Here is a 21,257-nt window from a genome sequence, read left to right as displayed (position 1 = left end):
GAGCTGGCTTGTCGGATCGCCGCACCGCTGCGATGAGGCCCTCACAGCCACCACTTATCCCCAGATGAGCCCCACTTGTCCGCGACATGATGTCCTTTCATATGCCATCTAAAACCCATTGGGTTAGAATGCCCTCCTTTTCTGCCCCCGATCCTTGAGGACCGCCATGTTCAGCCGTGATTTGACTATTGCCAAGTACGACGCCGATCTCTTTGCCGCCATGGAGCAAGAAGCCGTGCGCCAGGAAGAGCACATTGAGCTGATCGCTTCGGAAAACTACACCAGCCCTGCGGTCATGGAGGCTCAGGGTTCGGTTCTGACCAACAAGTACGCCGAAGGCTACCCAGGCAAGCGCTACTACGGCGGTTGCGAGTACGTCGACGTGGTTGAGCAGTTGGCCATCGACCGTGCCAAGGAACTGTTCGGCGCCGATTACGCCAACGTCCAGCCACACGCCGGCTCCCAAGCCAACAGCGCCGTGTACCTGGCCCTGCTGCAAGGCGGCGACACCATCCTGGGCATGAGCCTGGCCCACGGCGGTCACCTGACCCACGGCGCCAGCGTTTCCTCCTCCGGCAAGCTGTACAACGCCGTTCAATACGGTATCGATGCCAACGGCCTGATCGACTACGACGAAGTCGAGCGCCTGGCGGTCGAGCACAAGCCAAAAATGATCGTGGCCGGTTTCTCTGCCTACTCGCAGATCCTGGATTTCCCACGCTTCCGCGCTATCGCCGACAAGGTTGGCGCCTACCTGTTCGTCGACATGGCCCACGTGGCCGGTCTGGTCGCCGCTGGCGTCTACCCGAACCCGGTGCCTTACGCTGACGTGGTGACCACCACCACCCACAAGACCCTGCGCGGTCCACGTGGCGGCCTGATCCTGGCTCGCGCCAACGCCGACATCGAGAAGAAGCTGAACTCAGCCGTATTCCCGGGCGCCCAGGGTGGCCCGCTGGAGCACGTGATCGCCGCCAAGGCGATCTGCTTCAAGGAAGCACTGCAGCCTGAGTTCAAGACCTACCAGCAACAAGTGGTGAAGAACGCCCAGACCATGGCCAGCGTGTTCATCGAGCGCGGTTTTGACGTGGTGTCCGGCGGTACTGAAAACCACCTGTTCCTGCTGTCGCTGATCAAGCAGGACATTTCCGGTAAAGATGCTGACGCTGCCCTGGGCAAAGCCTTCATCACCGTGAACAAAAACTCCGTGCCGAACGACCCACGTTCGCCGTTCGTCACCTCCGGCCTGCGCTTCGGCACCCCGGCTGTGACCACTCGTGGCTTCAAGGAAGCAGAGTGCAAGGAACTGGCTGGCTGGATCTGCGACATCCTGGCTGACCTGAACAACGAAGCCGTGATCGACGCGGTCCGTGAGAAGGTCAAGGCCATCTGCAAGAAGCTGCCGGTGTACGGCGCTTGATTGCAGTTGCTTGAATGAAAAGCCCGGCTCTTGAGCCGGGCTTTTTTGTGCCCGGTCTCAAATTGAAACACGGTCCCCTGTGGGAGCTGGCTTGCCTGCGATAGCTGACTTTCAGTTAGCCCATCAGTGCCTGATGCACCGCTATCGCAGGCAAGCCAGCTCCCACAGTGGATCGGATTTCAAGTCAGGATTGGTAGACGCGAGCAAAGCCGTCGCGGATTTTGTCTTCCGGCAATTCATCAGCAATAAACACAATCACACTCTCCCGCGCTTCGCCCTCGGCCCATTCGGTATCCCAATCGAACCCGTACAGCTTGAGCACCCCCTGGAACACCATCCGGCGGTCTTCCCCAGCAATGTTCAGCACGCCCTTGTAGCGCAGCAGTTGCTTGCCGTGATCTTCCAGCAGCTCGTTCATGAACTCGCTGAGGCGGTCGATATCCAGCGGCTGGTCGGTGCGTAGCACCAGGCTGGAGATGCGGTCGATGGACGGCGCCTTGCTGACCGGTCTCAGGCTCATGCCGGCATTGAGGTTGAAGCCACGTACGTCGAGCAATTCGGCCAGGTCGATGTTGCCATGGTCTACCACACGAATCGGCGCGCGACGGTTGATGCGTGTCAGGCGCTCGCTGAGGGCGTCAAAGGTGGCGTCATCCACCAGGTCGCGCTTGCTCACCAGCAGGCGGTCGGCAAAGCCGATCTGCGCCTGGGCGATGGTCTGGGTCAGGTGATGCTCGGCGTGGGCCGCGTCCACCAGGGTGATAATGCCGTCGAGAATGTAGCGCTCACGCAGTTCCTCGTCGATAAAAAAGGTCTGCGCGACTGGTGCCGGGTCGGCCAGGCCGGTGGTCTCGATCACTAGGCGGTCGAAGGCGATCTCGCCGCTGTCCAGGCGTTCGAGCAGCAGGTACAGGGCTTTGGTCAGGTCGGTGTGGATGGTGCAGCACACGCAGCCGTTGGACAGGGTCATGACTTGCACCGGTTCATCGCCCAACAGCTGGGTGTCGATACCGGCGTCACTGAATTCGTTTTCGATCACGGCGATTTTCAGGCCGTGCTCGGCTTTGAGCAGGTGGCGCAGCAAGGTGGTCTTGCCGGCGCCGAGGAAGCCGCTGAGGATGGTGACGGGGATGGGAGAGGACAAAGAGATTCTCCTTTTTGGTGAAAGAATAATGAAGGCACACAAAGCAAATGTGGGAGCTGGCTTGCCTGCGATGCAGACAACTCGGTTTTCAGTCAGACCGAGGTGATGCTATCGCAGGCAAGCCAGCTCCCACATAAAGCCGTGCTCCCACAGGGATATTGCGTTAACTCAACAGCACTTGGGCCCACCCTTGCCGCCGTAACGGGCTTCCTGACGCTCCCGGAAGAACGTCTTGTAGTCCATCATCGGCTTGTCCGGGTGCTTGGTTTGCATATGCTCGACGTACGTGTCGTAGTCGGGCATGCCGACCATCAGGCGCGCGGCCTGACCGAGGTATTTACCGAGGCGACTGATGTCATTGAACATGGCTGCAATCCTCTATCACGCGTCCGGCTGGGCCTGGAACGGGGCTTCTTTATCCGTACGCTCTTTGTTGCCCCAGGCAGCGACGCCGACCTTGAGCGCATAGAACAGGATGCTGAATACCACGAACAGGAACAGCGCCGTCAGCGTTGCGTTGGTGTAGGCGTTCCAGATCACGTGCTGCATCTGGTCGATGCTCTTCGCCGGCGCGAGGATCTGGCCGTTGGCCAACGCATCGCTGTACTTCTTCGCCAGCGACAGGAAGCCAATCGCCGGGTTGGCGTCGAACAGCTTGATGAAGCCTGCGGTGGTGGTGCAGATCAGCAGCCAGACGGCTGGCAGCATGGTCACCCAGATGTAGCGTTGGCGTTTCATTTTGATCAGTACAACCGTCGCCAGCATCAGCGCGATGCCTGCGAGCATCTGGTTGGAGATACCGAACAGCGGCCACAAGGTGTTGATGCCGCCCAGTGGGTCGATCACGCCTTGATACAGCAGGTAACCCCACATCGCCACGCAACCTGCGGTCGCGATCAGGTTGGCGGTCCACGACTCAGTGCGTTTCAGCGCCGGCACGAAGGAACCCAGCAGGTCTTGCAGCATGAAGCGACCGGCACGGGTACCGGCGTCAACCGCAGTCAGGATGAACAGCGCTTCGAACAGGATCGCGAAGTGGTACCAGAACGCCATGGTGTTTTCACCTGGCAACACACTGTGCAGGATCTGCGCGATACCCACCGCCAACGTCGGCGCACCGCCGGCACGGGCCAGGATGGTGGTTTCACCGATGTCGTGGGCCACGGCCGACAGCGCCTCAGGCGTAATTGCAAAACCCCAACTGCTGACGGTTTGCGCCACGGTCACCACGTCAGAACCGACCACCGCAGCCGGGCTGTTCATGGCGAAGTACACACCTGGCTCGATCACCGAAGCGGCAACCATCGCCATGATGGCCACGAACGATTCCATCAACATGCCGCCGTAACCGATGTAGCGCGCGTGGCTTTCGTTGGCCAGCAACTTGGGCGTGGTGCCCGAGGAGATCAGTGCATGGAAACCCGAGACCGCGCCACAGGCGATGGTGATGAACAGGAACGGGAACAGGCCGCCCTTCCACACCGGGCCAGTGCCGTCGATGAACTGGGTCAGCGCCGGCATTTTCAGGTCTGGCATGGTGACCAGGATGCCGATGGCCAGGGCGATGATGGTGCCGATTTTCAGGAAGGTAGACAGATAGTCACGCGGCGCCAGGATCAGCCACACCGGCAATACCGCCGCGACGAAACCGTAGCCGATCAGCATCCAGGTGATTTGAATGCCGGTGAAGGTGAAGGCCTTGGCCCACACCGGGTCAGCCGCAATCTGCCCGCCCAGCCAGATCGAACCCAGCAGCAACAGCACGCCGATGATCGAAATCTCGCCAATGCGGCCCGGGCGGATGTAGCGCATGTAGATGCCCATGAACATCGCGATCGGGATGGTCGCCATCACCGTGAAGATGCCCCACGGGCTCTCGGCCAAGGCCTTGACCACGATCAGCGCCAGCACCGCGAGGATGATGATCATGATCAGGAAGCAGCCGAACAGTGCGATGGTCCCCGGAATGCGGCCCATCTCTTCGCGCACCATATCCCCCAGGGAACGGCCGTTACGACGGGTGGACAGGAACAGGACCATGAAGTCCTGCACCGCACCGGCCAGGACCACGCCGGCAATCAGCCAGAGCGTGCCGGGCAGGTAGCCCATTTGCGCCGCCAGCACCGGGCCGACCAGGGGGCCTGCACCGGCAATCGCCGCAAAGTGGTGACCGAAAAGGATGTGTTTGTTGGTCGGCACATAGTCCAGACCGTCGTTGTTGATCACTGCGGGGGTAGCCCGCCGTGGATCGAGTTGCATCACGTTATTCGCGATGAACAGGCTGTAGTAGCGGTATGCGACCAGGTAGATGGCCACAGCAGCGACCACAATCCACAAGGCGTTGATCGCCTCGCCGCGGCGCAAGGCCACTACGCCAAGGGCGCACGCTCCTACGATTGCCAGCACCAGCCAGGGTAGGTGGCGTAGCAGGCTATTATTATTTTTCATTTTTATATTCCAGCCAGGGTGGACAGAAAGGACAGCCGTTCCGAGTTTAGCGCTGTTGGCTTTAAAGACCACCCCCCTACGTTGGTCTAGAGCCTTCTGTGGGCAAAAAAAGCAGAAATATCGAGCCAATGATGGCGCAGGGCTACAATCCCCCTATCTCCAGAGGGTTTCACCATGACCGAGCAAGCGTCTGATCGCCGTCGTTTCCGGCGGATTGCTTTTGATGCCAAGACCGAACTTCGGCAAAACGGCCGGGAATGGCCAGTGCAATTGGTGGATTTGTCGTTAAAGGGTTTGTTGGTGCAACGGCCCGAAGACTGGAAGGGCAACAAGGCACTACCGTTCGATGTCGATATACGCCTGGACCCCACGACCCCTATCAAGATGCAAGTGCGGCTGAGCCATGAGGACAATGGGCAATTGGGGTTTGTGTGCCAGCACATTGACCTGGACTCGATCAGTCACTTGAGAAAGTTGATCGAGTTGAACCTGGGCGATGAGGAAGAACTGCACCGGGAGTTGGCGGCGCTGCTGGAGACATAACAAACAACACAAATCAACTGTGGGAGCGGGCTTGCTCGCGAAGGCGGTGTGTCAGATACACATTCATTGACTGACCCACCGCATTCGCGAGCAAGCCCGCTCCCACATTGGTTTTGCAGTGTTGCTGATTATTCGAACAACGCATCCAACGCCTGTTCCAGCCGTGTCACGCCAATAATCTGGATCCCCGGCGGCGACTCCTTCGGCGCGTTGCCCTTGGGCACGATCGCCCGCTTGAAGCCATGCTTGGCTGCCTCTTTCAACCGCTCCTGGCCACTCGGCACCGGGCGTACCTCGCCCGACAGGCCAACCTCACCAAACACCAGCAGGTCATGCGGCAACGGCCGGTTACGCAAGCTGGACATCACCGCCGCCATCAATGCCAGGTCGGACGCGGTCTCCAGCACCTTGACCCCGCCCACCACGTTGAGGAACACGTCCTGATCATGGGTCGGAATGCCACCATGGCGATGCAACACCGCCAGCAACATCGCCAGGCGGTTCTGGTCCAGGCCCAGGGTCACGCGGCGCGGGTTGGCCAGGTGGCTGTCATCCACCAGCGCTTGCACTTCCACCAGCATTGGCCGGGTGCCTTCCCACGTTGCCATCACCACGCTGCCGGGGACTTCTTCCTGGGCGCGCGTGAGGAAAATCGCCGATGGGTTGGAGACTTCTTTCAGCCCCCGGTCCGTCATGGCGAACACCCCCAGTTCGTTGACCGCCCCAAAGCGGTTCTTCACCGCCCGCAGCAAACGCAGGCGGCCGTCGGACTCGCCCTCGAAATACAACACGGTATCCACCATGTGCTCCAGCACCCGAGGCCCGGCCAGCGCACCCTCTTTGGTCACATGCCCGACCAGGAAGATCGCCGTGCCACTTTGCTTGGCATAGCGCACCAGCAGCGCCGCACTCTCACGCACCTGGGACACGCCACCCGGCGCCGATTGCAGCTGTTCGGTGAAAATGGTCTGGATCGAGTCGATCACCATGACCTTGGGCTTTTCGATCCGTGCCGTGGCGATGATGCTTTCGATGCAGGTTTCGGTCATCACCCGCAGTTGGTCCTGGGGCAAGCCCAGGCGACGGGCGCGCATGGCCACTTGTTGCTGGGATTCTTCGCCGGTGACGTACAACGCCGGCATGCGGCTGGCAATGCTGCACAGGGTTTGCAGGAGGATGGTCGATTTGCCGATGCCGGGGTCGCCACCGATCAGCACCACCGAGCCGTCCACCAGGCCACCGCCGAGGACGCGGTCCAGCTCACCGGAGGCGGTGGAAAAACGCGGGATCTCTTCGACGCTGACTTCGGCCAGCGTCTTGATCTGCGCCTGCTGCCCGGTCCAACCCGCACGCCCGGTAGGCGCTGCGGCGCCACCGCTTTCGATCATGGTTTCAGTGAGGGTGTTCCACGCACCGCACTCGCCGCACTGGCCGGCCCACTTGGGAAAGGTCGCGCCGCACTCTGTGCAGCCGTACATGCGCTTGGCCTTTGCCATTTGAGAACCTCCAACCGAAAAACCGCGATGATAGCTCAGCGCGACGCCGGGGTCCGGATTTCACCGCTGGCCAATCTTGAAGCGCTGTTGCCGACGGGGTCTTCTGCGTTGAGATCAGCGCCCTTGGCTTTCAGCTCGTCCAACAGCTCAAGGCGCTTGAACAACCCGGCGTACATGGCCGCCGTCTGCCCGGCGCCATTGCGCTGGTCGGGGTTGCAGTCGGTGCTCAGCAGGCGCTGGGCGATTTTCAGCTCGCCCTTGAAGATCGCGCCCATCAGCGCAGTGTTACCACGCTTGTCCTGCACACAGGCGTCGGCGCCGGCAGCGAGCAGGCGCTCCACGAATGGGCCCTGGCCGTGATACGCCGCCAGGATCAGCGCGGTATAGCCCTTGTCGTCCCTGGTATTGAGGCTGTAGCCAGAGTCGATGAAGGTGTTGAGCATGTCGAGATCGCCACGGCGGGCCGCGTCGAAATAGTAGTCCTGCAACTGCGCCTTGAGCGCCGCCGGTTCGGGAGGCCCGGCATGGGCGACAAAGGCCAGCGTGGCCAACAGCAGTCCTATGGAAATACGCATGGGTGCTCTCCTGCCAAAGGCCAGCGCCCGATCAAGGGCGCCAGCCGTGACCGACGGATCAGTCCGTCAGTTTGTCTGCCAGCGCCTTCACGCGCGCCAGGTCACCTTTGGCGACCTTGGCCACGCCGGTGCCGTACTCAGGGTCTGCCTTGTAGAGGAACGACAGGATGATGTGCTTGCTCTCGTCATCGGTGGTGGCCAGGGAGCCGCCGAAGTTTTCGATCAAGTCCTGACGCTCTTTCTTATTGAAGGAACGGTACAGATCGCCCGCCTGCTTGAAGTTCTGCTCACGCTGGATCTTCGCTTGCTGGCTGCTGCCCGCCAGTGGCGACTGGCTATAGCGCGCGGCTTGCGGTTCTTCCCGTGGCAGCAGGCGGCTTGGCTGGTAGTTCACACCGCTGGTGGTCTTGCCGAAGTTCATCGCGCCATCCTGGTTGCCGTTGTTGACCGTCACCCGAGGTGCGTTGATCGGCAGTTGCAGGGCATTGGCGCCCAAGCGGTACATCTGGGTGTCGGCGTAGGAAAACACCCGGCCTTGCAGCAGGCGGTCTTCCGACGGTTCGATGCCCGGCACCAGGTTGGCCGGGGCCATGGCAACCTGTTCGGTTTCCTGGAACACATTCGCCGGGTTGCGGTTCAGCACCATCTGCCCGACTTTGCGCTCGGCAACATCAGGCCAGATCTTGGTGGCGTCCAGCGGGTCAAAGTCAAACTTGGCCAAGTCCTCAGGCTTGAGCACTTGCACGTACAAGTCCCACTTGGGGAAGTCGCCTTTGTTGATATGGGTGACCAAGTCGTTGGTCATGTGGCTGTAATCGCGCCCCTGCACTTCGGTAACTTGCTTGGGATCAAGGTTCTTGATGCCTTGCAGGCTCTTCCAGTGGAACTTGACGTAGTGCACTTCGCCCTTGGCATTGATCAACTTGTAGGCATGTACGCCATTGCCGTCCATTTCACGATAGCTGGCCGGGGTACCGGAGTCGGAGTACAACTCGGTCAATGTACGGGTGGCCTCGGGTACATGGGAGAAGAAGTCGAAACGGCGCGAATCGTCGTCCAGGTTAGTGCGCGGGTCCGGCTTGAAGGCATGGACCATGTCCGGGAACTTGATGGCGTCACGGATAAAGAACGTCGGAAAGTTATTGCCAACCAGGTCCCAGTTGCCTTCGGCGGTGTAGAACTTGGTGGCGAAACCGCGTGGGTCGCGCAGGGTTTCCGGGGAATGGTTGCCGTGGACCACGGCCGAGAAGCGCACGAATACCGGGGTCGCCTCGCCTGCGGCGAAGACCTTGGCCTTGGTCAGGTCGCTGAGATTGTCGGTAACGGTGAACGTACCGTGGGCCCCCGTGCCGCGGGCATGCACCACACGCTCGGGGATGCGTTCGCGGTCGAAGCGTTGCAACTTTTGAATAAGCTGCACGTCCTGGAGCAGTACCGGGCCGTTGGCGCCGGCGGTTTGCGAGTTCTGGTTGTCGCCCACGGCAGCGCCGTTATCGCGGGTCAGGTTGGCAGCCTGCACCGACAGGGACAGCAGGCTGGCGGTCACCAGTACCAGCACGGATCGCGCTGAAACAGGCCCGCGGTTCATTGGGTTCTTCATCGAGGTTTCCTCTGGTTTTTTTAGTGCACATTCAGTTGTGCTTGCCAGAGGCTAGTGACCCGAGCGCCAGAAGATAAATAGAAAAACACCACCGGGCCGATTGAGAAAAAAATGTGGTAAGCCGTTGAAATGACGAGTAATTCGCGCGCAATTGATGGCACTTTGCAAACTATTTGCGATTTAATGTGTCGATAAAACCTAACAGTGTTAACAGTTGTGTCGCGCAAGCCCTCTACGACTGACTTACACTGACCTCCACCCTTCTCATCTGTAACAAGGAATAACCTATGGGCGTGATCAGTGAGTTCAAGGCCTTCGCGGTCAAAGGTAATGTGGTCGATATGGCCGTCGGTATCATCATCGGCGCAGCCTTCGGCAAAATTGTTTCCTCGTTTGTAGGCGACGTGGTGATGCCACCCATCGGTCTGTTGATCGGCGGCGTGGACTTTGGTGATTTGGCGATAACGCTCAAGGCCGCACAAGGCGACGTGCCTGCGGTGGTGCTGGCGTACGGCAAGTTCATCCAAAGCGTGATCGACTTTGTGATCGTCGCGTTTGCGATCTTCATGGGCGTGAAGGCGATCAACCGCCTGAAGCGTGAAGAGGCCGTGGCGCCAAGCCTGCCGCCGACGCCGACCAAGGAAGAAGTGTTGCTGGGTGAGATCCGCGATCTGCTCAAGGCACAGAACGACAAACCGCTCTGACAGGAGCGGGTTTGAAAAAGGCGCCTGCATGAGGTGCCTTTTTTATTACCAGTAGTTTTCCACCGCCACCTGGCCCGGGCGTCGGCTCAGGCTCAGTTGCATGTCGCGCTGCTTGAGCAACTGGCGGGTGTCATCGACCATCTGCGGGTTGCCGCAAATCAGCACCCGGGAATGTTCCGGGGCTAGCTCAACGCCTGCGGCGCGCTCCAGTTCGCCATTTTCGATCAGCGTGGTGATGCGCCCGTTCAAGGCGCCCGGGTGCTGCTCGCGAGTGACGATGGGGATGTAGGTGAGTTTGTGCGCGTACTCGGCCAGGTATTCGCGCTCGCCCAATGTATTGATCAGTGACTGGTACGCCAGCTCCTTGGCCTCCCGGGCGCTGTACACCAGGATGATGCGCTCAAACTTCTCCCAGACTTCGAAGTCCTGCAGGATCGACAGGAACGGCGCCACCCCGGTGCCCGTGCCCAACAGCCACAAGTCACGCCCGTCGACAAAACGGTTCAGGGTCAGGAAGCCCGTGGCCTGGCGTTCCACCATCAACGTATCGCCTACCTGCAAGCGGCTCAGCTCGCTGGTGAACTCACCACCGGGGACGACGATGGAAAAGAAGTCCAGATGCTCGTCAAATGGCGACGACACGATGGAATAAGCACGCCATACGGTGCTGCCATCCGCCTTGGTCACGCCCAGGCGTACGAACTGGCCGGCGGTGAACCGAAAGCCTGGATCACGGGTGGTGCGCAAGGTGAAGAGGCTTGGGGTCAGCGATTGCACGTCGAGCAAGGTCTGCCGGGTAAATTTCTCAGCACTGGCCGTCATGGGGAACTCCGTTTTACACAGGCGCCTAGTGTCGCTCAAAGCCGTGTGCGCAAACACCGTTGATTTGTACTGGCATTGCCGCGGGCCAGAGCGTTTGCATTGCGCACGCGGGAAAGTGCGTCAAATGTTCAAGCCCATCGGGCTAAAACCGACGGCATTAGTTCCGACTAACTATTTGGCTATTAACACGCGCGCGATTTACCACTAGATGAAAAGCCCCCTGTAACCGCCATCACCCTGACACTACCTACAACCCCTTAAATTTAATAAAAAATCATCGACCGGTAGATTATCGTGTCAAAAAGCTGCTCCGCGCACACAAACAAGCCCTGTACGACCCGGCAGAAATTCAATTTTTTTTCTCATAACCGTGTAAGGCATGTCCTACACTAATTTTCGTGCAGCTCTGGGATGAGGACGTACCCAAGCCACGCAGAAACCCATGGAGATTTACCAATGGTGAACTGGCGTAATACTCGGCTCCCCAAACTGGAAGATAAAAGCGAGATCGAAGCAATTTTTGACATGGTCACCCACCATATCCTTGAACTCGGCTTCCAATACTGTTCCTTCACAATGAGTTCTCAACTACCCAACAACCAAACCAAGCCGATCCAAATCAACAACTATCCAAATGGATGGAGCAATCTCTATCAACAAGCTCACTTCTTTGATGTAGACCCTGTAGTTGCCCACTGCAAACGCTGCGTACTGCCTATCGTATGGGAAGAGAAGGCGTTCAGTGCCGCACCTGGGTTGTGGTCACTGGCCCAATCGTTTGGAGTGCATCAGGCATGGACACAACCTGTCCACGACTTCCAGGGTGTCTATAGCATGCTGACGCTGGGGCGCAGTACCGGTGAAGTCAGCCCGCAAGAGCTGTATGAAAAGGCCGGCAACGTCTTGTGGTTGTGCCATGCCATGCACGCTGCCGTTGCACAGCAGTACGCGGACAAGTCCAGTATCAACTCCCCTTGCACGCTGACGGCGCGAGAAACAGAAATTCTCAAGTGGTCAGGCATGGGCAAGACCGCGGAAGAAATCGCGAGCATTATCTCGATCTCACCGCGCACGGTAGGCTTTCACATCAGCAGCGCACTCAAAAAGCTCGGTGTCACCAACAAGATCGCTGCCGTTCTCTGCGCGTCCAGAGCAGGGCTTTTCTAGACAGTGCAGAAACACCCCATGTAATCCGATCGGAAAAAACGTAACATTTACGGCCAATTCTGAGTGATGAAGCAGCCTCCGGGTCTCGCCTCGCCGTTCACTCAGACGGTTTGGCCGGCAACTGCCGAACACCCATCGATGACCCAGAGCCTCCCCGCCATGCCCCTGCTCGAAAGCCCCTTCGCCCAGCTCGATCTGATTCGCCAGCCAGAACAACACAACGATCCGCTGCAAGCCTTCGATGCCGCCGACGAGTACCTGCTCAGCCATTTGGCGCAACAGCAGCCGAGCGCCGCCACCCGCGTGCTGGTGCTCAACGACAGCTTTGGTGCCCTGGCTGCCAGCCTGGAAGGCCGGGTGCAGGTGACCTCCAGCGGCGACTCGTTCCTCGCGGCCCAGGGGCTTGAGAAGAACCTGGCGCGCAACGGCAAGGCCTTCGATACGGTGCAGTTCATACCTGCCAGCCAGGTGCCGAGCGGGCCCTTTGACCGGGTCCTGATCCGTGTCCCCAAGACCCTGGCGCTGCTGGAAGAGCAACTGATTCGCCTGCAAGGCCAACTCGCACCCGGCGCCGAAGTCATCGCCGGGGCGATGATCAAGCACTTGCCCCGGGCCGCCGGGGAGTTACTGGAGCGTTATATCGGGCCGATGCACGCCTCGCTCGCCGTAAAAAAAGCGCGGCTGTTGATCGCCACCGTTGAGGATCGCCCCCTGGCGGTCTCGCCCTACCCGACCCGCTACATGCTGGACACGCCCGCCATCGAACTGCTCAACCATGCCAACGTGTTTTGCCGCGAAGGCCTGGATATCGGCACGCGGGCCTTCCTGCCGCACCTGCCGAAAAACCTTGGAAGTGCCCGCGTCGCGGACCTCGGCTGCGGCAACGGCGTGCTGGCGATTGCCAGCGCCCTGCAAAACCCCGACGCGCAGTACACCCTGGTGGACGAGTCCTATATGGCCGTGCAGTCGGCGCAGGAGAACTGGCAAGCCGCCCTCGGCCAACGTGAGGTGATCGTTCGCGCCGCCGATGGCCTGGCCGGCCAGGAGCCCGATTCCCTGGACGTGGTGCTGTGCAACCCGCCGTTCCACCAGCAGCAAGTGGTCGGCGACTTCCTCGCCTGGCGCATGTTCCAGCAGGCACGGGAAACACTGGTGGTGGGTGGCGCCCTTTATATAGTCGGCAACCGCCACTTGGGTTATCACACCAAGCTGGCACGGCTGTTTCGCGGCGTAGAGCAAGTCGCCACCACGCCAAAATTCGTGATCCTCAAGGCGCGCAAGTAAAAAAACCCTGCCGCTCTTGCGAAGGGCAGGGTTGAAAGGCCGGGCCATCAAGCCCGGTTTTGGGATGTCAGTGTGTGCTCAGGCCCGCCGCATTCATGAACATACGCATCAGGCTGGCCACGACAAACAGGGCCAGCACGCTGCCGGTCCAGATCATCGCCAACCACCCCAAGCGCCGCCACAGTGGCTGCTTCTCGGCCTGTTCAATCTCGTGCAACGAAGGTTTGCCGGACATGGAACGACCCTCCTAGTGATAACCGTCTTCGTGGGTGACCTTGCCGCGGAACACGTAATAGCTCCAGAAGGTGTAGCCCAGGATGAACGGGATGATAAACAGCGTGCCCACCAGCATGAAGCCCTGGCTTTGCGGCGGCGCGGCGGCATCCCAGATCGACACGGACGGCGGGATGATGTTCGGCCACAGGCTGATCCCCAGGCCGCTATAGCCGAGGAAGATCAGCACCAGCGTCAGTAGGAACGGCGTGTAGTGCGCATTGCGCGCCACGGCGCGGATCAAACCGTACAGGGTCACCAGCACCAGGATCGGCACCGGCAGGAACCAGAACAGGTTCGGCAAAGTAAACCAGCGCGCAGCGATTTCCGGGTGCGCCAGCGGCGTCCAGATACTGACAATGCCAATCACCGCCAACAGTGCGAAGGCCAACGGCCGCCCCAGGTTGTGCATCTTTTCCTGCAACGAGCCTTCGGTCTTCATGATCAGCCAGGTGCAGCCCAACAGCGCGTAGGCCACGATCAGCGCCACACCGCAGAACATCGTGAAGGGCGTCGCCCAGTCCAGCGAGCCGCCGGCGAACTGGCGGTCCACCACCGGGATGCCATCGATAAACGCCCCCAGCGCCACGCCCTGGAAGAACGTCGCCGCCAGCGAGCCGCCGATAAACGCCTTGTCCCACAGGTGACGCTTATCGTCCTTGGCCTTGAAGCGGAACTCGAAGGCCACGCCACGGAAGATCAGGCCGATCAGCATCAGAATCAGCGGCAGGTACAGCGCCGACAACACCACCGAATACGCCAGTGGGAACGCGCCGAACAACGCCGCGCCGCCGAGGACCAGCCAGGTTTCGTTGCCGTCCCACACCGGGGCGACGGTGTTCATCATCACGTCACGGTCGGTCTTGCCCGGGATAAACGGAAAGAGGATGCCGATACCCAGGTCGAAGCCGTCCATGACCACGTACATCATGATGCCGAAGATGATGATCACGGCCCAGATCAGCGGAAGATCAATACCCATCTCAATGCCCCTTGTGCTGGATGTGGGTGTGGTCGTCATCGCTGCCATCATCGGCGGCAGACAGAGGACGGGCTGGGGTGCGTTTCTGGCCAGGACCACCGTGGGTCGGCTCATCGCCTTCGTGGGTCTGCGGACCTTTGCGCACCAGACGCATCATGTAGCCCAGACCGGCGCCGAACAGCGCGAAGTACACCACCACGAACAACACCAGGGTGATCGTCATCTGCACCAGGCTATGCCCGGAGGACGCATCCGCCGTGCGCATCAGCCCGTAGACCACCCACGGCTGGCGACCGATTTCAGTGGTGAACCAACCGGCGAGAATCGCGATCAACCCCGACGGTCCCATCCACAGCGCCAGGTACAGGAACGGCTTGGACGTGTACATCTTGTCGCCCCGGCGTAACCAAAGGCTGAACAGACCGGTGAAGATCATCAGGAAGCCCAGGCCGACCATGACCCGGAACGACCAGAACACGATGGTCGAATTGGGGCGATCCTCAGGCGGGAACTCCTTGAGGGCCGGCACCTGTTTGTCCAGGGAGTGGGTCAGGATCAGGCTGCCCAGGTAGGGGATTTCGACGGCGTACTTGGTCTTTTCCGCCTTCATGTCCGGCCAGCCGAACAGGATCAGCGGGGTCGGCTCATTGCCTTTGTTTTCCCAGTGGCCTTCAATCGCGGCGATTTTCGCCGGTTGGTGCTTCAGGGTATTGAGGCCGTGGAAGTCACCGATCACCGCCTGGATAGGCGCAACGATCAGGGCCATCCACATCGCCATCGAGAGCATTTTGCGGATCGCCGGGTTGTCCTTGCCACGCAGCAAGTGCCAGGCGGCGGAGGAACCGACGAAAAACGCGGTGGCCACAAACGCTGCCGTAGCCATGTGCGCCAGGCGGTAAGGGAAGGATGGGTTGAAGATCACCGCCAGCCAATCGGTCGGAATGACTCGGCCGTCGATGATTTCGAAGCCCTGGGGCGTCTGCATCCAGCTGTTGGACGCAAGGATCCAGAAGGTGGAGATCAACGTCCCGACGGCCACCATCACCGTGGCGAAAAAGTGCAGCTTGCGCCCCACCTTGTTCCAGCCGAACAGCATCACCCCGAGGAAACCCGCCTCAAGGAAGAAGGCCGTGAGCACTTCGTATGTAAGAAGCGGCCCGGTGACGGCGCCGGCGAAGTCCGAGAAGCGGCTCCAGTTGGTGCCGAACTGGTAGGCCATCACCAACCCGGACACCACGCCCATGCCGAAGTTGACGGCAAAGATCTTCGACCAGAAATGGTAGAGGTCGCGGTAGGTGTCGTTGTGGGTCTTGAGCCACAGGCCTTCCAGCACCGCAAGGTAACTGGCCAGGCCGATGGTGATCGCCGGGAACAGGATGTGGAATGAGATGGTGAACGCGAATTGAATTCGGGCGAGATCTAGCGCCTCCAAACCGAACATAAGTCTTCCTCTGTCAGGTAATACCGGCTGCTGGCGGGAGCCTGCACCCACTGCCCCCACGGATATGGAGTCTGGCGAATTTCAATTCGTTCTTTTTTTAACCAACCACGTAGGGAATCAGGCCCTAAGGCCGCCAGAGCAATCCCTGGGGAGGTTTTGATCTGGATCAAGCATTGCTGAAAGAGTAGTCCCATTTTCAATGTAGGACGGCGTGGTCTTTTGCCGCGTGACAGACTGTCTCAGCTCAGTTTCAGCAACTATCTGTTACAACTTAATGCTAATCTCGGCCTCTCCTCCGGCCCTGACCTGAATTCCCGATGCCCAGTGAACCCGTGTTGCTGTTGCGCCACCACCGCCCTTTCATCGCGTTCTGGCTGGCGCGCATCTTCACCGCCAGCGGCTTCCAGATGCTCACCGTGGCCATTGGCTGGAACCTCTACCAATTGACCGGCAACGTGCTCGACCTGGGTTTGGTCGGCTTGGTGGAGTTCGTCCCGCGCGTACTATTCATGCTGCACACCGGGCATGTGGCCGACCGCTATGAACGGCGCAAGGTCGCGGCCATCTGCCAGACACTGCAGGCGTTGATTGCACTATCGCTGGCCATTGGCGGCCTGACCGGCAACGTCACCCGCGAGATGATCTTTATCCTCGCCTTCCTGCTCGGCGCCGCACGCTCCTTTGAAATGCCCACCACCCAGGCGTTGCTGCCGAGCATCGTGCCCAGCGCGTTGTTCCCGCGCGCGGTGGCGTCGTCGCAGTCGGCCCAGCAACTGGCAACCATCGTCGCCCCGGCCCTCGGCGGTTTGCTCTATGCGTTTGGCAGCGTGTGGGTGTACGGCCCCACCGTGGTGCTGTACCTGATTGCTTGCGGGCTGACCCTCAACCTGCCCGCCCGCCAGACGCCGCTCAACAAAGGCAAGGCCACCCTGGATTCGCTGCTGGCCGGCATCCGCTTTATCCGCAGCCGCCCGGACATCCTCGGCGCTATCTCCCTGGACCTGTTCGCCGTGCTGCTGGGGGGCGCCACCGCGTTGCTGCCGGTGTTCGCCAAGGACATTCTGCTGACCGGCGCCTGGGGCCTGGGCCTGTTGCGCTCGGCGCCGGCAGTGGGGGCGTTGTTGATGTCGTTGTGGTTGGCGCGGTTCTCGGTAGACCGCCACGTCGGCCGCGTGATGTTCACCGCCGTCGGCGTGTTTGGCGTGGCGACCATCGCGTTCGGCCTGTCGACCTCGTTCTGGTTTTCATTGGCGGTGCTGGTGGTGCTGGGCGCGGCCGACATGATCAGCATGGTGATCCGTGCATCGTTCGTGCAGTTGGAGACGCCGGATGAAATGCGCGGTCGGGTCAGCGCGGTCAACGGCCTGTTTATTGGCGCGTCCAACCAGTTGGGCGAGTTTGAATCGGGGATTACCGCCCACTGGTTTGGCACCGTGCCAGCGGTAGTCATGGGCGGGATCGGCACGCTGGTGGTGACCGGGACGTGGATCAAACTGTTCCCGACCCTGGCCAATCGCGACCGCATGCATGTGCCGGCGGAGCAGAAAAGCGCTTAAACACCGTTACATTGGTCCATTTCGCCGGCGCAATGTCGTACCTCAGAGGATGAAGAAGCTGATACAGGCGCCGGAACTCTTCTTACTACGCAGCCACACAAAAGGAGCTTATTACCGAGAAACACTTCTGGACGACATCTATGCACATCCACGCTACAACCTCGCCCACTCAGCGCATCTTTCCTGAGCCAGCGTTATCTCACCAAGAGAACGCTGATCCGCCCACTCGTGACAAACGGGCTATCAACTCAAATCCAAGTCAGGAAAACAGTGTCAGTGACAACCCTGAACCCGACAAAAATATCGAAGTTGGGCAGAAAATATCTGTACCCGCCAATGTGGGCCCCAACCCCAGCATCGACCCCGTCACGACGGAACTTAACGAGTCGTACAAAACCGTCTCACAAGAAGCCTCCCTCTTCCTCAAGAAAAAATTCGCCGAGATGGCCGCGAAGGCACAGTCACCTGCCGAAAAGGAAAAGTGGGATATAGACCCGGATAACACTTTTCTGGTTACGTTCGATTACAACACCACGGGGGAGCCCCCTTATCCCGCAAAAGTCATCAAAAGAATCTCCCTGACCCAGGCGCTCATCACGAACGCACAAGATACCCCAGAAGGAAAAGGCTACTTGGTGCCCTACTACCCGGGCGGCCCAGAGGTAATCGTCAAGCCCGACATAAAAACCAAAAAGCCTGGCGTATTTGACTTCCCGAGCCGCTTTAACCCAAACAGTGAAAAATCTGACATCACGCACACCTATCAAGGGATTTACATTGAATCCGCTGAAGAAGCTGCGCCGGTGTACAACGGTGGAAATCAAAGTTCGATCACGCCAAAAGAGTTCAAGAGCCTGATTTGGAAGGCCGACTTTCAGACACCCTACACGACGTTCCTGGACACGTTCTGGAGCCGTCACAAAGAACAATATCCGACGATAGCCAAAGCATCTTTCGCCAAATCAGCCATGGCCCAGCACCAGGAGGGAAGCCTGACCGCCGAGGGTCGGGACCTGGCTAGACGGGCTGCAGGTTTACCAGACAACCAAGCGTCATGGCCGGATATCACGTATGAACAACTGCAAAAGAACCCACCCAAGGACCCTAACATTGAAGTTGGGTTGCTAAAACTTGGCAACTATCAGTCCACCGACCTTATGTACATCACCGATACCAAAGTCAAACTGGACGCCAACGGAAACAAGATCCCTCCCCTGACCCTGCTTTACATACCAGGGAACTCCTCACCCATTCACAGTTTCAGTAGCCAGGCTGAAATGAAAACATGGCTCGCCGGGCAAATGGCTGATCCGGTTAAACGTGAAGCCATGGCCGCGCACTTTCCCCTTAAGGACAAGCCCAACGGCTACGCGCAAGCGGGTATAGACGAGACCCTCGCCGGGCTGGGAACTTGGCCGCAAAAACGCGAAACACCTGGCGGGTTGTTTTCCTATGACCATCGGGCATTTACCGGGTACTGGGACCCGCAGGATTTCATCACGACCGAGCCCAGCAACCTGCCGTTCGATGAAGTCGCTAAGCGCCAAAAGGATCGCTCATACGCCGATGCCGCCACTGAAATAACCACTGATGCAGACGTCAATAAAAAAAATGTCCTGGCCTTCGTGGACAAAGCCATGAAAGCTGCGCTGTTCCTAGCCCCGCTGGCTTTAGTGATGCCTGAGGTCGAGGCGGCGCTGGGAGTGTTCTACCTGACGGTAGGGGCAATCTCAACGGGTATAGGGATCGACGATAAAATAAAAGATAAACCCAAAGGCAATGAACGAATCATCTTTGGCGTATTCAATGCCGCGTCGGTCGTAGCCCCTCGTATCTTTAAAGGGGGCAGTGCTGGCGAAGGTGTCGTCGATGAAGTCAAACCTCCACGGACAATACCCGAGGAGGAGGCCGTGCCGCCCAGCAGCGAAACAACCCCCTCTACGCCGGCGCCAGAAAATGAAATTGAACCGCACACCAATCCAAAACCTGGCATTGAGTCGAATGAAATCAAGGACTACGCCGTTGAGGACGGTGAACAACTGATCTCAGGCGTCACCCCAAACGCCAACGGTGTCTATTACGTCAAAGGCTCGCGCGGTGAAGACCGGTGGTTGATCAAAGTGAGCTTTGACGAAAACACCACCCGGGTATTTGAGATCAAGAGCAACTTTAAACTGGGCAGCGACACCGTCGAGATTATCGACCCATTCACCCGCAAACCCGTGATGACGGTTCGCAACGTCGGCGACGAGACATGGGAAGCGGTTCGCGTGCAGGGAGGGATAAAACTCCCTTGGCAAAAGAAAGACTCCGGGGCTCAAGAGTTTGATCCTGGCGCCTACGACTACCCGACCAAAGAAGAACCTCACTCATCGAAAACGACCGAAAAAATCGATAAACGCCTTAAGCAGGATGCCGACACGTATCACAAAAGCGCAAAGACAAAGGCCCGTCCAACACTTTCAGATCTGCCCAAAAACGCGTCGCAAAGCGACGTCATTGATACGGTGTATCAAAAGTCACCTGGCATGATTATCGGCGAGGATCATAGCCAGTCTGCTGCGCTGCGCTTCTCTATCGACAATGCCGAGCGCTTTAAGGCAAACAAAGTGAGCACGTATTATTCGGAAGGGTTCGAACATTCACTTCAACCCGACCTGGACAAATTTTTCGAAACGGGTGAGTTCTCACCCGCGCTGCGCCAGAACTTAAAGTTGATCGACCGTGCGCACCTCGGGCATGAGCCTTATACGAATAGAAATCTCCTTTTAACCATGCGAAAGAACGGTATTCGAGTCAAAGCGATTGACGTGCCCTCTGCTGAACCAAAAACCAGGCGACTGAAAAACATGAACTTCTACGCCAGCAAAGTGATCGAGCACGATCAGGCAATGAACCCGGGGGAGAAATGGGTGGCAAGAGTCGGTAGCGACCACGTATTCACCTACGACGGTGAACCTCCCGTTCGAGGCATCTCGGAGCTGACGGGCGCAACGGGAGTGTCCATCGACAATGCTCCTTCAAACACCCCAACCTCGATCACTCAATCGCGTGACAAGACCGCAATATATATTGACCTGGGAACTCATTGAGCGCAGAGCAACAGAAAGCGTCTGAAGCCCCCACCGTTTTTTGAGTGACCTGCCCTTGGGAACTCAAAAACGGTGGCGTACCCGGCAATGGATCAACGGATATTGAGTAAGGTCTTCAGGGTGTTCTGCGGGCCGTTGATCGACGAGTTGCTGTATTCAAACCAGCCTTGGGCTTCGACATTCAGGTCGAACACATAGATGTAGCCCATCAACGTGCCAGCGCCGTTGCACACCTCGCTGACGCTGCCAACCTGGCACACCGGCGTGCGCTGCCCGTTCAGCTCGGCACCATCGAAGCGGCCCACGGGGTTGTTGCCCAGGCCGACTTCCATCACCGAGACTTTGGTGGGCCCACGGTGGGTACACATCTGCGTGCCCTGCGCGCGTTCGGGAATGGTTTCAGTGCAGCGCGCCGACTCGACCTTGAACACCCGCACCTCGCTCAACGGCGGTGCAGTCGCGCCCCACGCCGGTGCTGCGCCGAGCCACAGGCCGAGACAAGGGATCAGAGCTAGACTCCACGCGTTGGCTTTTTTCATGCTGTCGATGACCCTGGTTTGAACGTCGGCGCAGTATGCCTCAAGGCCATGATCCTGAGCGATTGTTCACAAGGGCGAGGCCGAACACCACAGGGCCTCGGCTGCTGGTATGATGCGCCGCTTTTTCCGATCCTCTCTGAAACCACAGGCGCTTGGCGCAGTTTGTGCTTT

18 protein-coding genes are annotated in these 21,257 nt (G+C 59.1%); 7 read left to right on the top strand and 11 right to left on the bottom strand.

From position 1 onward, the window contains the following. The first annotated feature begins 166 nt into the window (after window positions 1-166). Window positions 167-1,420: a serine hydroxymethyltransferase gene (gene glyA / locus J1G37_RS16145; protein ID WP_017737423.1), complete on the top strand. Its 1,254-nt coding sequence runs from the start codon at window positions 167-169 to the stop codon at window positions 1,418-1,420. Between the two features lie 184 nt (window positions 1,421-1,604). On the opposite strand, the gene yjiA is transcribed toward glyA, so the two are convergent. The 3 genes from yjiA to J1G37_RS16130 all read right to left on the bottom strand — a co-directional run bounded on the left by yjiA (window position 1,605) and on the right by J1G37_RS16130 (window position 5,012). Further along, window positions 1,605-2,564 (bottom strand): GTPase, encoded by a 960-nt coding sequence (yjiA, locus tag J1G37_RS16140; protein WP_207043234.1) that lies wholly within the window; start codon window positions 2,562-2,564, stop codon window positions 1,605-1,607. 168 nt (window positions 2,565-2,732) lie between these two features. Further along, entirely contained in the window at window positions 2,733-2,930 is a 198-nt protein-coding gene (locus J1G37_RS16135) for a YbdD/YjiX family protein (RefSeq protein ID WP_017737420.1), read from the bottom strand. Window positions 2,931-2,945: 15 nt separating this feature from the next. Then, entirely contained in the window at window positions 2,946-5,012 is a 2,067-nt protein-coding gene (locus tag J1G37_RS16130; RefSeq protein ID WP_159937320.1) for a carbon starvation CstA family protein, read from the bottom strand. Between the two features lie 174 nt (window positions 5,013-5,186). Here J1G37_RS16130 and J1G37_RS16125 point away from each other — a divergent pair, with 174 nt between their 5' ends. Then, window positions 5,187-5,555 carry a PilZ domain-containing protein gene (locus J1G37_RS16125; RefSeq protein ID WP_207043233.1) on the top strand — a complete coding sequence of 123 codons (369 nt, stop codon included), beginning with the start codon at window positions 5,187-5,189 and terminating at the stop codon, window positions 5,553-5,555. 128 nt (window positions 5,556-5,683) lie between these two features. Here J1G37_RS16125 and radA read toward each other — a convergent pair whose 3' ends face one another. The 3 genes from radA to katB are packed head-to-tail and all read right to left on the bottom strand — an operon-like array spanning window position 5,684 to window position 9,226. After that, window positions 5,684-7,051 (bottom strand): DNA repair protein RadA, encoded by a 1,368-nt coding sequence (radA, locus tag J1G37_RS16120; RefSeq protein WP_017737417.1) that lies wholly within the window; start codon window positions 7,049-7,051, stop codon window positions 5,684-5,686. Between the two features lie 35 nt (window positions 7,052-7,086). Next, complete coding sequence (locus J1G37_RS16115; RefSeq protein ID WP_207043232.1) at window positions 7,087-7,626, bottom strand: ankyrin repeat domain-containing protein; 540 nt, start codon at window positions 7,624-7,626, stop codon at window positions 7,087-7,089. A gap of 58 nt (window positions 7,627-7,684) precedes the next feature. Further along, on the bottom strand, window positions 7,685-9,226 hold the full coding sequence (gene katB, locus J1G37_RS16110; RefSeq protein ID WP_207043231.1) for a catalase KatB: 1,542 nt from the start codon (window positions 9,224-9,226) through the stop codon (window positions 7,685-7,687). A gap of 287 nt (window positions 9,227-9,513) precedes the next feature. Here katB and mscL point away from each other — a divergent pair, with 287 nt between their 5' ends. After that, complete coding sequence (gene mscL / locus J1G37_RS16105) at window positions 9,514-9,930, top strand: large-conductance mechanosensitive channel protein MscL (protein ID WP_017737414.1); 417 nt, start codon at window positions 9,514-9,516, stop codon at window positions 9,928-9,930. 45 nt (window positions 9,931-9,975) lie between these two features. Here mscL and J1G37_RS16100 read toward each other — a convergent pair whose 3' ends face one another. After that, window positions 9,976-10,752: a ferredoxin--NADP reductase gene (locus tag J1G37_RS16100; protein ID WP_207043226.1), complete on the bottom strand. Its 777-nt coding sequence runs from the start codon at window positions 10,750-10,752 to the stop codon at window positions 9,976-9,978. Window positions 10,753-11,208: 456 nt separating this feature from the next. Between J1G37_RS16100 and J1G37_RS16095 the strand changes: the two genes are divergently transcribed. Beyond that, window positions 11,209-11,919 carry a LuxR family transcriptional regulator gene (locus tag J1G37_RS16095; RefSeq protein WP_207043224.1) on the top strand — a complete coding sequence of 237 codons (711 nt, stop codon included), beginning with the start codon at window positions 11,209-11,211 and terminating at the stop codon, window positions 11,917-11,919. A gap of 159 nt (window positions 11,920-12,078) precedes the next feature. After that, complete coding sequence (locus J1G37_RS16090) at window positions 12,079-13,203, top strand: methyltransferase (protein WP_207043287.1); 1,125 nt, start codon at window positions 12,079-12,081, stop codon at window positions 13,201-13,203. A gap of 67 nt (window positions 13,204-13,270) precedes the next feature. Here J1G37_RS16090 and J1G37_RS16085 read toward each other — a convergent pair whose 3' ends face one another. From J1G37_RS16085 to J1G37_RS16075, 3 genes are read right to left on the bottom strand one after another with little or no spacing between them, the layout of a single operon-like run. Beyond that, complete coding sequence (locus J1G37_RS16085) at window positions 13,271-13,438, bottom strand: DUF2474 domain-containing protein (RefSeq protein ID WP_017737410.1); 168 nt, start codon at window positions 13,436-13,438, stop codon at window positions 13,271-13,273. A gap of 12 nt (window positions 13,439-13,450) precedes the next feature. After that, window positions 13,451-14,458 carry a cytochrome d ubiquinol oxidase subunit II gene (gene cydB / locus J1G37_RS16080; protein ID WP_124527804.1) on the bottom strand — a complete coding sequence of 336 codons (1,008 nt, stop codon included), beginning with the start codon at window positions 14,456-14,458 and terminating at the stop codon, window positions 13,451-13,453. Window position 14,459: 1 nt separating this feature from the next. Continuing rightward, window positions 14,460-15,899 carry a cytochrome ubiquinol oxidase subunit I gene (locus J1G37_RS16075; RefSeq protein ID WP_017737408.1) on the bottom strand — a complete coding sequence of 480 codons (1,440 nt, stop codon included), beginning with the start codon at window positions 15,897-15,899 and terminating at the stop codon, window positions 14,460-14,462. Window positions 15,900-16,216: 317 nt separating this feature from the next. Between J1G37_RS16075 and J1G37_RS16070 the strand changes: the two genes are divergently transcribed. Then, a complete protein-coding gene (locus tag J1G37_RS16070; protein ID WP_207043223.1) occupies window positions 16,217-17,455 on the top strand; it encodes an MFS transporter in 1,239 nt (412 codons plus the stop codon). 140 nt (window positions 17,456-17,595) lie between these two features. Next, window positions 17,596-20,547: a membrane-targeted effector domain-containing toxin gene (locus tag J1G37_RS16065; protein WP_242551610.1), complete on the top strand. Its 2,952-nt coding sequence runs from the start codon at window positions 17,596-17,598 to the stop codon at window positions 20,545-20,547. Window positions 20,548-20,639: 92 nt separating this feature from the next. Here the strand turns inward: J1G37_RS16065 and J1G37_RS16060 are convergent, their stop codons facing one another. Then, window positions 20,640-21,086 carry a DUF4879 domain-containing protein gene (locus J1G37_RS16060; protein WP_207043222.1) on the bottom strand — a complete coding sequence of 149 codons (447 nt, stop codon included), beginning with the start codon at window positions 21,084-21,086 and terminating at the stop codon, window positions 20,640-20,642. Between the last annotated feature and the right edge of the window lie 171 nt (window positions 21,087-21,257).

It is taken from the genome of Pseudomonas sp. Marseille-Q1929, from assembly GCF_017316265.1.
Lineage (GTDB): Bacteria > Pseudomonadota > Gammaproteobacteria > Pseudomonadales > Pseudomonadaceae > Aquipseudomonas.
This window is presented reverse-complemented; position numbering and strand designations above follow the sequence as displayed.